The sequence below is a fragment of the Agrobacterium sp. CG674 genome, assembly GCF_053521645.1.
Genome location: NZ_JBNWDZ010000005.1, coordinates 320340 through 333652 on the forward strand (window position 1 = coordinate 320340; position 13313 = coordinate 333652).

Annotated in this window: 13 protein-coding genes and 1 riboswitch; of the genes, 6 read left to right on the plus strand and 7 right to left on the minus strand. The window is 58.5% G+C overall.

Features of this window, described 5'->3' with window-relative positions; translation table 11 throughout:
* Positions 1–151: 151 nt before the first annotated feature.
* Genes ACQZ51_RS16300 through ACQZ51_RS16320 form a run of 5 tightly spaced genes read right to left on the minus strand, consistent with a single transcriptional unit; the run spans position 152 to position 5953 of the window.
* A complete protein-coding gene (locus tag ACQZ51_RS16300; protein ID WP_448778797.1) occupies positions 152–2599 on the minus strand; it encodes a glycoside hydrolase family 2 protein in 2448 nt (815 codons plus the stop codon).
* Positions 2600–2613: 14 nt separating this feature from the next.
* Positions 2614–3600, minus strand: a complete 987-nt coding sequence (locus ACQZ51_RS16305) for a DUF1839 family protein (protein WP_448778722.1) — start codon at positions 3598–3600, stop codon at positions 2614–2616.
* A gap of 7 nt (positions 3601–3607) precedes the next feature.
* A complete protein-coding gene (locus ACQZ51_RS16310; RefSeq protein WP_243257995.1) occupies positions 3608–4516 on the minus strand; it encodes an amino acid--[acyl-carrier-protein] ligase in 909 nt (302 codons plus the stop codon).
* Between the two features lie 4 nt (positions 4517–4520).
* Complete coding sequence (locus ACQZ51_RS16315) at positions 4521–5702, minus strand: acyl-CoA dehydrogenase family protein (RefSeq protein WP_448778724.1); 1182 nt, start codon at positions 5700–5702, stop codon at positions 4521–4523.
* Complete coding sequence (locus ACQZ51_RS16320; protein ID WP_448778725.1) at positions 5702–5953, minus strand: acyl carrier protein; 252 nt, start codon at positions 5951–5953, stop codon at positions 5702–5704. Before ACQZ51_RS16320 ends, ACQZ51_RS16315 begins: the two co-directional genes overlap by 1 nt.
* A 167-nt stretch (positions 5954–6120) precedes the next feature.
* Positions 6121–6232: riboswitch (TPP riboswitch) on the plus strand.
* 104 nt (positions 6233–6336) lie between these two features.
* Here ACQZ51_RS16320 and thiC point away from each other — a divergent pair.
* The 6 genes from thiC to ACQZ51_RS16350 are packed head-to-tail and all read left to right on the plus strand — an operon-like array spanning position 6337 to position 11526.
* Positions 6337–8160 (plus strand): phosphomethylpyrimidine synthase ThiC, encoded by a 1824-nt coding sequence (thiC, locus tag ACQZ51_RS16325; protein ID WP_448778727.1) that lies wholly within the window; start codon positions 6337–6339, stop codon positions 8158–8160.
* Between the two features lies 1 nt (position 8161).
* Positions 8162–9157 (plus strand): glycine oxidase ThiO, encoded by a 996-nt coding sequence (gene thiO / locus ACQZ51_RS16330; RefSeq protein WP_448778728.1) that lies wholly within the window; start codon positions 8162–8164, stop codon positions 9155–9157.
* On the plus strand, positions 9126–9323 hold the full coding sequence (thiS, locus tag ACQZ51_RS16335; protein ID WP_311273111.1) for a sulfur carrier protein ThiS: 198 nt from the start codon (positions 9126–9128) through the stop codon (positions 9321–9323). Before thiO ends, thiS begins: the two co-directional genes overlap by 32 nt.
* 3 nt (positions 9324–9326) lie before the next feature.
* Entirely contained in the window at positions 9327–10100 is a 774-nt protein-coding gene (locus ACQZ51_RS16340; protein ID WP_448778730.1) for a thiazole synthase, read from the plus strand.
* A 59-nt stretch (positions 10101–10159) separates the two neighbouring features.
* Positions 10160–11158 carry a P1 family peptidase gene (locus ACQZ51_RS16345; RefSeq protein ID WP_448778732.1) on the plus strand — a complete coding sequence of 333 codons (999 nt, stop codon included), beginning with the start codon at positions 10160–10162 and terminating at the stop codon, positions 11156–11158.
* Positions 11155–11526 (plus strand): winged helix-turn-helix domain-containing protein, encoded by a 372-nt coding sequence (locus tag ACQZ51_RS16350; protein ID WP_448778734.1) that lies wholly within the window; start codon positions 11155–11157, stop codon positions 11524–11526. Before ACQZ51_RS16345 ends, ACQZ51_RS16350 begins: the two co-directional genes overlap by 4 nt.
* On the opposite strand, the gene modC is transcribed toward ACQZ51_RS16350, so the two are convergent.
* A complete protein-coding gene (gene modC / locus ACQZ51_RS16355; protein ID WP_448778736.1) occupies positions 11520–12596 on the minus strand; it encodes a molybdenum ABC transporter ATP-binding protein in 1077 nt (358 codons plus the stop codon). The genes ACQZ51_RS16350 and modC overlap by 7 nt on opposite strands.
* Entirely contained in the window at positions 12593–13294 is a 702-nt protein-coding gene (gene modB, locus ACQZ51_RS16360; RefSeq protein ID WP_448778738.1) for a molybdate ABC transporter permease subunit, read from the minus strand. The genes modC and modB overlap by 4 nt, the downstream gene beginning before the upstream one ends.
* Positions 13295–13313 lie beyond the last annotated feature (19 nt).

A 13313-nucleotide genomic window follows, 5' to 3' on the forward strand; every position in this document is an offset into this window, starting at 1 on the left:
GTTGCGTCAAAGCAGCTGTTGGGTTGGGTATAGTATCAGGTCAAATATGGGATGTGCGTATTTGCAGAGAAAAGACGACGCATGTCGCCTCGGCAGGCGTGGCCTGGTGAGGCAGAAGTATTTTCGAATAAGCGCGTTATAGCGCAATTCCCTAGAAACGGAATACGTGGCTGCTGCCGAGAGAGCGAATTTCACCGTGGGCCATGTCTTCCCGTGCAGGATCCAATCGCATCAGTTCGATGTGGCGCCCGGGTCCGGGGCTCAAGTGAAACCCGTCATCTGCGGGACGAAATCCATCCACTTTAATGTGCACCGACTGCGCGAACCGGTCAGTGGTGATGTGAAGGACAAGACGATCGCCGTCTGCCATCACCGTCGCCTGAAGTGCTGCCTGATGCTGGGCGCGCCGCCTGCCCAACGGAAAGTGAAATGCATCCGCAATCAACGCGCCCGACAGGCGATCAAACAATCTGGCGACCGTCACGTCGTGGGATGGAGGGCCAAAACGGTAGGCATAGGTCGTGTCGAAGAACGCACCGAACAGGTCGGTCGCGGGGATGACTGTGCTGTCGCGGGACGCAAGCGAGAGGCTGCGTTTGCCGGTCACGACTGGCTGAATTCCATCGCGCAGACAGGTGATTTCCACGTCGACATCGATGCTCTCATGGCGTTCATTGATGAGGTGGATATCAAGCCCGTTGGTGCCTTCATCGAGAAGACTGATCTGCACGGGCCGGAATGCGCGTTTGAGCCCGTACCAGGCTGATTTCGGCTCCCCCGTCTGGTCGATCACACCCCATCCGGCACCGGGCATCAGGTCCTGCAACGTCCAGACCAGCGCGCCCTGGCACCGCGAACCCACACGCCGCCATTCCGCAAATGTGGCTTCCATGACCTCGGCGGTTACTGCCCGCGACAGATCAAGATAGAGATCGACGTTTTCGCGGCGGATCGTTGCCGGATCGACGTCGTAGAGAAGCTTGAGATAATGGTCGCGCACGTCCTCGAAATCCCAGGATGCGCCCCGGTCTCTGGGAACACGAGATTTCCACAGGGGATCGTGAACAGGTTTTGCTGGCAGGTGTTTTTCCAGCGTGCGCTGCTGTGGGACGTTGGAAAAAGCCAGACACTCTGCCGCAAACCGCACATCCGCACGGCGCGCGTCTTCCAGCGGCCTGCAATAGGCGCCCACACCATAATAATGGCCGACTTCCGCATTCGGGAAAAACGGCAGAGCTCCACCGAATGGCGAATTGGGAACATAGACGATATCGGGGCGAAGACGCGCGACATGGCCCGGCAGTATCTCTTCGGTGAGCGGCCCTTTCCAGAATTGTTCGGAAAGACCGAGCATGGCCGCCTGCTGGTACATTTCACTGCCACCGCACAGGACGACAAGAGACGGTGACAGGCTGGTCGCACGCAGAAGCTGGCTGACTTCGGCCTCGATATGGGCAAGGAAAGCCTCATCCTTTGCCGGGTAATCGAAATTCGCCAGCATCATGTCCTGCCAGACCATTACGCCGAGTTCATCACAAAGTTGAAAGAATTCGGGGGTCTCATAGGCCATGGTGCCGCCAATGCGGATCATGTTCATGCCCGCTTCCGCGGCGAGCCGAAGCCAGGGCTCATAATCTTTTCGGCTGCCCGGCAGTCGAACAATATCGGCATTTGTCCAGACGGCACCGCGGCAAAAAAACGGCTGCCCATTGATGTGCAGGCCAAAGCTTTTGCCTTCTTCACCCTTGTCGATCTCGACCCGGCGAAAGCCTGTTTTGCCGAGTGAATATGTTTGCCCGTCAATGTTCAGATGGACATCGAAAAGCGTGGGGTTGCCATGGGTGGCGGGCCACCATGGCGTAATATTGGGAAGGCTGAGGGTGCCCTCGACCACGTTATCGCCACGAGAGATGAGCGTCGTGGTAACGCCGTTGCATGTCACGGTGGCGGCTGACGCTGGAGTGTTGATGCGCAGTGCCGCCCGCAGAAGGCCGGTGCCGTTGGCGGTCAGCTCTGTATTCAGTGATAGCAGTTCGAAAGCAGGCTCTCTTATCAGGCTGATGGCGCGCCAGGGGCCGACAGTGTGGATCTCAGGGCACCAGCCGGGCATGTAACCCAGCGCCGTTGTTCTAATCAGCCGCAGGCCTTGCGAGCTCATCATTTGCGGGCGCCAACGGGCACGCGGCCCGGTTTTATCCAGACGGGGCGCAAGAGCCCGGAAACAGACCGCGATTTCATCCGCGCCGGTCAGTGCGAAGGGAACATCCAGCGCTTCGAACATGCTGGTGGACTGCGCGAGGCGTTCGCCGTTGATGAAAATCTCCGCAATTGTCGCAAGACCATGGAAGCGCAGAATGGCGGGGCCGGCTTGATCGCAGATCAAGGTCAGCCGGTACCATGCGTCGTGGCGGTCAAGCGGCCTTGGATTTTGCCGGTCGAATTGCCCGATGGTTTCCAGCGCCTGCGCTACGGTGCCGGGGACGGGCGCGGATAGGGTATCGATATCAGGTGGAATATCTGCCGGCGTTTCGAAGGCACCACTGTCGCTCAGCGTCAGGGTCCAGCCCTCGCTCAGCAGCTCCTCAGCTGGTTGGACCATGGCGGATGGCGCTGTCACGCCGCCTCGCTTGTCGTAGCCAGAGTTGCCTCCAGTGCGCCCATCAGCTCGTCCCAAGCGGCAATAGCGGGGTCGAGCGCGGTGGCAAGTGGTTCGAACTTGCGGCGCGCAATGGCTCTAGCAAGCTGGAACTGCACTGACTTTGCCACTTCGGATATACGTAATGCGTGCGCGCCCGCTTCGCCAAACCGTGCTTCTCCGCCCATCCACTCCAGATGGCTGGCCGCCAGTTCAAAATTGGCACCAAACTGGCGCAGCGTGTTGAAGGCGTATTTGTGGAAAAACCCGAATGGCCGGTCAGCGACCTGTTCCACCTGAGCGGGGAAAACAGCCGCAAAGGCTTTGATGGGGTTGTGCTTAGGTCGCCGTGCGAAGTGGTGCGCCAGCAGACGCTCAGCCGCTTTACGTGTTTCCGTCTCCGAGACAGCAACGTCGGGAAATTTCGCGAATTCGGTGTAGGGCAGGAAAGGCAGGTCGGTATCTCCAAGATGGTGTTGGAAGATGCCTGAAAAATCGTCATCCTGAAGCGCGAAATAACCGCCATTGTGAAAATATTCGAGCCTGCGGTTCTCAAGATCCATCCGGTTGATGGCAACCGTCGTCTTGCCATGGTCCTGGCGATATCCCACACCCTTTGTATCGGGCATGTAGAAGCTGTCCATCTCGATGAGGCAGATCCGGCCGCGCTGCAACTGCGCGGCGATGTGGTTTTCGAGCCTGTCGAATATCGCAAGTTCGCTTACGCGGATGCCGTAGAGCGCGTCGAGATCTTCCAGCGGCACCTTGAAGAAGGTGAACTGGTCTCCTTCAAAATCCTGGGTCAGGGTGAAGCCGAGCATAGCTTCCGGCGCATATCCGCTGGAGGCCAGAAGCTCGATCCACAGGTCGACATAGCAGTTCGTTTCCGGCCACATCCGCTCCAGTGAGTGAAGCGGATGGGGACCATAATGTGCAGCGTCCAAAGCCGGAAAAATACTTGTCATGCCAGCCTTAGCCCCAAAGCGTGTCGCGCACCGGCTGCGGCCATGCGTCCACATCCAGACCATGTTTTGCAAACAGCGCCAGCGCAATGCGTTCAAGGCCAAAGCCTACGCAGGCCGTGTGTGCCACCGCGCCATCGCTGAGGTTGAGGCCCCATTTCGCGCCGAAAGCATCCTGATGGTAGTTGAAGCTCATGCAGGCTGTCAGGTTCTCGGTAGACGTGACCGGAATCAACAGCTCGAATTTCAGGTTCTGGTCGCGCTGGTTGTTGGCCAGCATCTTGCCTGCGCGTCCGAAGAACGGGTCGTTGGCAATGTCGATTTTCACGTCGAGGCCTACCTTCTCCATCATCTCTACGCCGCGATCCATCCAGAGCTGGCGGAATTCCGTGACGTCGCTTTCCGTGCCCATGCGAACATATTCCCGCATGCGGAAAAGCTGCTGGCGGGCAGGGTCCTTGGACGGCTCGTGGCGGAAGCAGTAGGACTGGATGTCGTAAAGGCCACCGGCTGCCGGTAGGGCTCCGCGCTTGGCAATCGTTGGATAGAGCGGATAGCAGGCCGCCGGTGTCAGAACGATGTCGGTCGCCTTCTGGTCCTTGGTCCAATCGGTGCCGTCATCCATGCTTTTCAGCAGGCTGACATGATCAAGCTCGCAGCCGCAAAAGGAATGCACGGTTCCCGCCAGCTGCGGAAAGCTCTTCATGTAGCCGCTTTTTTCGAAATAGGCACGGTTGATGCCGGGCGGGAAGCGAATGGCTTCGGCCTTATCAGGGCCACCGACCCTGTCGATCAACCGCTCGAAAGCAACGATGACGTCTTCGAACTGGCCGCTGCGACCATAAAGGCCGTCCACGCCGGTATCGATCAAAAGTCCCTTGTCGAACAGGCGATCGAGAAAGGAAGTCTGCATGTCCATGGTCTTATCCCAAAAGGCTGATGTCCTGCTTCTGAACGAGCAGGAGATTGGCAGAATTGCCCAATATGCGGTCGTTTGAAATCATGAGCTGCGCTGAATGCGCATCGCGTAAATGTCTGCCGAGACTGTAAGGCGTCCCGTTTTTGTAGCCCATGATGCCGCAGATCAGCATGGCATGGTTGATGATTTCCAGAATGGTTTCGGACGAGCAGATCTTCACATTGTTCATGGCGATGGCAAAAGCCATGGACATGAGTGTCTCAGGGTAGTCCTTGGTCTGGTCGTAGGCCCTGAGACCGGCGATGATGTTCGATTTGACGATTTGCAGCTTGTTGGAAACCTCTGCCAGACGAATTGCACCAGGAGGCGCTACACCGGGCGATTTACGGGCCGCAGCGCGAACGAAAGCCTGCGCACGGGCAACAGAATCAGCCGCAATGCCGTACCAGACGCCGCTCCAGAAAAGATGCGATGTGGCAAGCATGGACTGCGCGGCGATTTCGGCAAAGGGTTTCTGGAAAATCTGCTGCGACGGTGCTTCTCCCTTGAACAGAAAGCCATCGGAGCAGGTGCCACGCATGCCGAGCGTGTTCCAGACATGGGTTCTTTCAAGGCTGTACTGGTGTTTCAGGAACACCGTCATCACTTGGTCTGTTGGCGCAGCATCGGCATGAGCGCGGGAGGTGATCAGGATTGCATCGGCTTCGCTGCCGTAGGAAATGACTGTCGCGTCTTTCTCAAGACGGCAATGGTCGCCATCTACGTCAATCGCGCAGATGGAGTTGCGCAGATTTCCGCCAATGCCGCCTTCCGTGGTTGCCGAACCCAGCAACAATTGCTCATCGGCCATGCGGCGCATGAAGGCGCTGTGCCATTCGCTTTCTTCCCCATGCTCGACAAGGCTCGATGCCTTGATCTGATGCATGGCAAAGATCATTGCTGTCGCGGAGCAGGCCTGCCCCAGCGTGCAGCAGACATCGGTGATTTCGCTTGGGCTTGCGCCTTCGCCGCCCAGATGGACGGGAACCTGAATGCCAAGCAGGCGCTCTTGTCGAAGGGCAGCGATCCCTTCTTTTGGAAAGCGCCCCGCTTGATCGACATCGTCTGCGTATCGTGCAGCGATTGCGGCCACACGCTTTGCTCGAACAGACAGCGTTGCGTCACTTGTGGCCACGGACAGGTCCATCAGGCAGCCTCTTTTCCATCAAGAATGGCTTTTACGGTGGTTTCGATTGCGGAAATGCTGGCGAAAGATTTTCGGTTCAACATGCTGTCTGGAAACTCGATATCAAAAGCATCTTCCAGTCCGAGCATCAGCTGCACCGAGGCAAAGGAAGAAAGTCCCGCAGCGTAAAGATCTGCTTCATCTGCGATTGTATCAACGGGAACAGGAAGTTGACCGAATTTCGAAAGTATTTCACGAATAATTGAATTCATTTCAAGTAGTCTCCAGTCGAGTAGGCGCGATCATAGCTCAATATCGGAATTACGTTGTAAAAAATAAAATTGGAATAAACGGCTAGGTTAATTTCTTGTGACGACGTTTGATTTCGGCGCAAATTTGGTAACGCCTTGACAAATCGTGCCCACGGGTTTCTCATTGGCGCATTCACCAGGGGTGTCCCGTCAAGGGGCTGAGATACTGCTACGATGCGCAGTGACCCGTTGAACCTGATCCAGTTCATACTGGCGTAGGGACGGTGCACACGCGCAAAAAGCAGCCTGGCTGCTACGGATCACGTCTTACATCCGTTTGCCCGTGGTTTTTCGTCTTTCATGCTCGAACTGGGTCTCCAACTCTTTTGCTTTGGAGCCTCACGATGAACATTGTTGCCAAGACCATCACCCCCACAGTCACCACAGGTCCGCTTCCCGCCTCGACCAAGGTTCACAGGCCGGGCGTGCTTTACCCTGATATCCGCGTTCCCATGCGCGAAATTGCCCTTCACCCCACAGCGGGTGAGCCGGCTGTCACGGTTTATGACGCTTCCGGTCCCTACACCGATCCCAAACATGTCCTCGACATCGAAGGTGGTTTGCCGCGCCTTCGCCACGCCTGGGCCGTGGCTCGGGGGGATGTGGAGGCCTATGAGGGCAGACACGTCAAACCTGAGGATAACGGCTTTGCGACAGGCGAAAGGCTGACGCCTGAGTTTCCCGTGCGAAACCAGCCGCTGCGGGCGAAAGACGGCAAGGCCGTTACGCAATTGGGCTATGCGCGGGCAGGGATCATCACGCCCGAGATGGAGTTCGTCGCGATCCGCGAAAATCTTGGCCGCGAAGCCGCAAAGGAAAAGCTGGTTCGAGATGGCGAAAGTTTCGGCGCTCACATTCCCGATTACGTCACGCCGGAATTCGTGCGGCAGGAAGTGGCGGCAGGCCGGGCGATCATTCCCGCCAATATCAACCACCCGGAAGCCGAGCCGATGATCATCGGCCGCAATTTCCTCGTCAAGATCAATGCCAATATCGGCAACTCCGCTGTCACATCATCGATGGCGGATGAGGTCGACAAGATGGTCTGGGCTATCCGCTGGGGTGGCGATGCGGTGATGGACCTTTCGACCGGTCGCAACATTCACAACATCCGCGAATGGATCATCCGCAACGCACCGGTGCCGATTGGAACAGTTCCGCTCTATCAGGCGCTGGAAAAGGTGGGTGGCATTGCCGAAGACCTGACCTGGGAGGTTTTCCGCGATACGCTGATCGAGCAGGCCGAGCAGGGCGTCGATTACTTCACTATCCATGCCGGGGTGCGGTTGCACTACATTCCGCTGACCGTCAACCGCGTGACCGGCATCGTGTCGCGAGGCGGCTCGATCATGGCCAAGTGGTGTCTGCACCACCATAAGGAATCATTCCTCTACGAGCATTTCGAAGAGATCTGCGACATTTGCCGCGCCTATGATGTGTCCTTCTCGCTGGGTGATGGTCTTCGTCCGGGCTCGATTGCCGATGCCAATGACGCCGCGCAATTTGCCGAGCTGGAAACGCTGGGGGAACTGACGCAGATTGCCTGGGCGAAAGATTGTCAGGTGATGATCGAAGGTCCGGGTCATGTGCCCATGCACAAGATCAAGGAAAACATGGACAAGCAGCTGAAGGTCTGCGGAGAAGCGCCCTTCTACACGCTTGGGCCGCTGACGACCGATATCGCGCCGGGTTATGACCACATCACGTCAGGCATCGGAGCCGCGATGATTGGCTGGTTCGGTACCGCCATGCTTTGCTATGTCACCCCGAAGGAGCATCTGGGCCTGCCGGATCGCAACGACGTGAAGGTGGGTGTGATTACCTACAAGATTGCCGCCCATGCAGCCGATCTGGCCAAGGGCCATCCCGCCGCGCAGATCCGCGACAACGCGCTGTCCCGCGCGCGTTTTGAATTTCGCTGGGAGGATCAGTTCAACCTGTCGCTGGACCCGGAAACGGCCCGGTCCTTCCATGATGAGACCTTGCCGAAGGAAGCGCATAAGGTTGCGCATTTCTGCTCCATGTGCGGTCCCAAATTCTGTTCGATGCGCATCTCCCATGACATCCGCGCCGAGGCGCAGAAGGAAGGGCTGGAAGCCATGGCGGAGAAATTCAAGCAGGGCGGCAGCCTCTATATGCCGCTCGATACGCCCGTCGCTGGTGAGTGAGATGCGTATTCTCATCAAAGGAGCGGGCGTCATGGGCCTGACGGCCGCTCTGGAAATGGCCAGGCGCGGTTTGTCGGTGGAGATGCATGACACCGCAGCGAAGGCGGGGCACGGTGCGTCCTGGTATGCCGGTGGCATGCTGGCGCCCTGGTGCGAGCGGGAAAGCGCCGATGAGGCCGTTATCCGGCTTGGGTGTTCCGCGCTGGACTGGTGGGATGAGGCAACGCCGGGTCTGGTCGTGCGCAACGGCACGCTGGTCGTTGCCCCGGCACGCGACAAATCGGAACTTGCCCGGTTTGCCGCGCGCACGAGCCAGCATCGCAGCGTCGGCGAGGAGGAGATTGCCGCATTGGAGCCCGATCTTGGTGGGCGCTTCCGCCATGGGCTTTTCTTCGAGCGCGAAGGTCATCTTGATCCAAGACTGGCCATCGCCGCGTTGCAGCAGCGGCTGATGTCGATGGGCGTGGCTTTTCATCTGGGTAGAGACGCCATCGCTGAAACGGGATTCGACAGGATTGTCGATTGCACGGGCCATGCTCAGCTCGGTTCGCTGGCAAAGCTTCGCGGTGTCAGGGGTGAGATGCTCTATCTTGCCACGCCTGATATCGCGCTCTCGCGCCCCGTGCGTCTGCTGCATCCCCGCATCCCTCTCTATGTCGTGCCGCGTGAGCCGGGGCGTTTCATGGTGGGTGCGACCATGATCGAAACCGAGGATGCGGGTCCGATCTCGGCGCGGTCGATGATGGAGTTTCTCAACGCCGCCTATGCGCTTCATCCGTCCTTTGCGGAAGCCAAGATTGTCGAGACCGGCACCGGCATCCGCCCCGCCTTTCCGGACAATCTCCCGTCCGTCACCCGGAGCGGAAATACGCTGTTCATCAATGGTGCGCACCGTCACGGCTTTCTGCTTTCACCCGCCATGGCCATCAAGGCCGCAGATATTCTTGGAGATAAGGAGGTTTCCCATGAAAATTCTCGTCAATGGGCAAGAGCATGATCTCAGCGCCGACACCCTGTCTCAGCTTCTGGCAAGCCTCGACTATGAGGGTGATTGGCTGGCAACAGCCGTCAATGGCGATCTGGTTCATGCCGAAGATCGGCACGGGTTTCATCTCAAGGATTTCGACCGGATCGAAATTCTCTCACCCATGCAGGGAGGATAAAACATGTTGACGCTTTATGGACGTGAGGTCAGCTCGAGACTGCTTCTGGGCACAGCCCGTTATCCGTCACCTTCGGTTCTGGCGGATGCCGTCCGCGCCAGCCGAACGGATATTCTGACCATTTCGCTGCGCCGGGAAACGGCGGGTGGAAAGACCGGCGGGCAGTTTTTTGAGATGATCCGCGAGCTGGATCGCCTCGTTCTGCCCAATACGGCGGGATGCCACACGGCTAAGGAAGCGGTGCTGACGGCGAAAATGGCCCGCGAGGTCTTCAAGACGAACTGGATCAAGCTTGAAGTGATCGGCCATCACGACACGCTGCAACCGGATGTCTTCGCATTGGTGGAGGCGGCGCGCATTCTGGTGGATGAAGGTTTTGATGTCTTCCCCTACACGACCGATGATCTTGTCGTGGCCGAAAAGCTTGTTGACGCGGGATGCAAGGTGCTGATGCCCTGGTGTGCGCCGATTGGCAGTGCGATGGGTCCGCTGAATATCACGGCATTGCGCGCCATGCGTGCACATTTTCCAGATGTGCCGATGATCGTGGATGCCGGGCTCGGTCGCCCCTCTCATGCAACTGCCGTCATGGAGCTGGGTTATGATGCCGTGCTTTTGAACACGGCGGTGGCGGGTGCCGGAAACCCGGTCATCATGGCAGGCGCATTTGCGAAAGCAGTTGCTGCCGGTCGGGAAGGCTTTCTTTCAGGTCTGCTTGAGCCGCGCGACATGGCTGTTCCATCGACGCCCGTCATTGGAACGGCTGTGTTTTCGTGATGCGTTGACAATGAGGGGCTAAGAGCGGGATACCGGGAAAACCATGGAGGGCCCCGCTCTTGCACAATCTTCTGACTGATATTGATGGCGTGTCCGTTGGTCATGCAACTGATCTCGTTCTGGGATCCGGCGTCACCGCTATCCTGTTCGATGAACCGGCCATCGCATCCGGCTCCATTCTGGGAGGCGCGCCCGGCGGTCGGGACACCGCTCTGCTTGATCCTTGCATGACGGTTGAGACCGTGGATGCTTTCGTTCTATCAGGCGGGTCGGCTTTCGGGTTGGATGCCGCAGGCGGCGTTCAATCCGGCTTGCGGGAGCTTGGCCGGGGTTTTGCGGTCGGCCCCACCCGCGTTCCCATTGTGCCGCAAGCCATTCTGATGGATCTTCTGAATGGCGGAAACAAGGATTGGGGCCTGCATTCTCCTTACCGCGACATGGGCTATTCGGCCTTCAAGGCCGCATCAAAAGATCCCTTTGCGCTCGGCACCATTGGCGCAGGAACCGGCGCGACCACCGCGACTGTCAAGGGTGGATTGGGCTCTGCCAGCGCGGTCAGCTCATCCGGTCATAGAATTGCGGCCATCGTCGCCGTCAATGCGCTCGGCTCTGCCACTGTTGGAAGCGGCCATCATTTCTGGGCGGCACCTTTTGAGAGAGGCGATGAGTTCGGCGGGCTTGGCATGCCGCCAGCCTTTACGGATGCCGATGTGGCCATGCAGATCAAGGGCGTGACACTCACCGCCACCACGATCGGCGCTGTGGTGACCGATGCCGTCCTCTCCAAGGCGCAAGTGCATCGCCTCTCCATCATGGCCCATACCGGTCTGGCGCGCGCCGTTCTGCCATCGCATCTGTCCAGCGATGGCGACACCATGTTTGCGGCGGCTACCGGCCGCAAGGCCCTGACCGGTCCAGCAGATTTTCTCGAACTTTGCCATCTGGCAACCCTCGTTATGGCACGCGCCATCGCACGTGGTGTGTTTGAGGCCATGGCACTGCCGCATGAGGGTGCGCAGCGGTCCTGGCGAGATCGCTTCGGAGCGGATCCGAGATGAGCAACAGCGCCGTGAGGGCTCCACTCAAACCTGTCCTGCGCATCGATTTCCCGCCTGATGACCGGCTTGGACGCGGCAAGGTCCAACTGATGGAGCTGATTGTATCAACGGGTTCGATTTCCGCCGCTGGCCGTGCCATGGACATGTCCTATCGCCGTGCGTGGCTGCTGGTGGATGCGCTGAACCACATGTTCCATCAGCCGGTCATCGAATCTCAACGGGGCGGCAAGCAGGGCGGTGGCGCAGGCTTGACCCCTTTTGGCGAAGAGCTCTTGGCCCGCTGCCGGGATATGGAGCAGCGTGTCGTCGAGGCATTGAAAGGTGATATGGAATGGCTGGAAGCCAATCGCCGTGAGACACCTCAATAAGGATCGAATGCTGCCGACTTGACGATGACAAAGATCGGCATTCCCGCTTTAAGCCGCAGCCGTTCCACCGAAAGCTGCGTGATGCGCGACTGGATGATATCGCCGCCGCAATCCGTCTGGACCATGACCATGCCGTCGGATGCGGGCATGATCTCTGCGATGGAGCCTTCCAATATGTTGAGTGCGCTCAGGCCCTCCGGCCTGACGGTTGCCAGCATCACGTCCCGCGCTGGAATGTGAACACGAACGGCCCGGTCAACCTCAGCCCATTGGGTCGGCACCTGCAAGGCCTTGCTGGTGAGACGAAGGGTGGCAAGACCGTGTTCCCTGTCGAAAGCCTCGATGGTGCCTGAGAGAATGCTGCCCGCTTCGCGGCGCTCAAGGTGGGTGCTGAAGGCCGGGCGGGAGAGAATGGTTGCGGCGGGACCATCGATCTCCACGCGCCCGTTCTTCAGCACGATAATCCGGTCTGCCAGACGCGAAACTTCGGTGATCGAATGGCTGACATAGATGATCGGGATTTTCGTCTCGTCACGCAATCGCTCCAGATAGGGAATGATCTCCGCCTTGCGGGCCTCATCGAGCGCGGCCAGTGGTTCGTCCATCAACAGCAGGCGCGGGGAGGAGAGAAGTGCGCGGCCAATGGAGACCCGCTGCTTTTCGCCACCTGAGAGATTTTCCGGCCTCCGTTTCAACAGGCTGCCGATGCCCAGCATCTCTATGATGTCTGCACTTTCAGCAGGCTTTGTCGACGCATGTGAAAACCAGCGGCCATAATGCAGGTTTTGCTCGACGGTCAGATGCGGAAAAAGACGCGCTTCCTGAAAGACATAGCCGAAGCGGCGTTTATGGCAGGGAATGCATATGTGTCGCGCGCTATCGGCCAGCACTTCGCCATCCAGCTCCAGCACGCCCCGTTGCGGCTTGGTCAAACCCGCTATGATCCTGACAAGAGAGGTCTTGCCAGACCCGGACCGGCCAAACAGGGCGGTGACGCCGGGTCCAGCGTTCAGCTTTGCTGCCAAGGTAAAGGTGCCAAGCCTGTGTTCTATGTCGAGATGGAGGCTCATTCCGCACTGACCTTTTTGCCAATCCATCGGGCCAGAAATTCAGAGGCTAGCAAAGCAAGCATGGATATAGCTATGGCAACGAATGTCAGCCGAAGCGCGCCTGCATCACCGCCGGGTACCTGCGTGAAAGTGTAGATGGCAGCAGACAATGTCTGTGTTTCACCGGGGATGTTGGACACGAAGGTAATGGTCGCGCCGAATTCTCCCATCGCCTTGGCAAAGGCCAGGATCATTCCCGCAATGATGCCGGGCAGCGTCAGCGGCAAAGTCACCGTCAGAAACACCCAGAGCGGGCTCGCTCCGAGCGTGCCCGCAGCTTCCTCCAGCTTGCGGTCCACGGCTTCAATCGAGAGGCGGATCGAGCGGACCATCAGCGGAAACGCCATGACGGAGCAGGCCAATGCCGCACCGGTCCAGCGAAAGGAAAACACGATGCCAAAATGTTGGTCGAGAAACTGGCCGATAACGCCCCTGCGCCCGAACAGAATGAGAAGCACAAAGCCTGTGACGACAGGCGGCAGGATAAGCGGTAGGTGGACAATGCCGTTCAGAATGGATTTTCCCCAGAACCGTCCGCGCGCCAGCGCATAGGCTGTCGCAATCCCGAATGGAAGGCTGGCCAGCATGGCAATGGTTGAGACCCAGAGGCTCAAACGAATGGCCGTCCATTCTTCCGGAGTCAGCGATATCAAGTCCACTCTGCCATTCCTGCTGGTT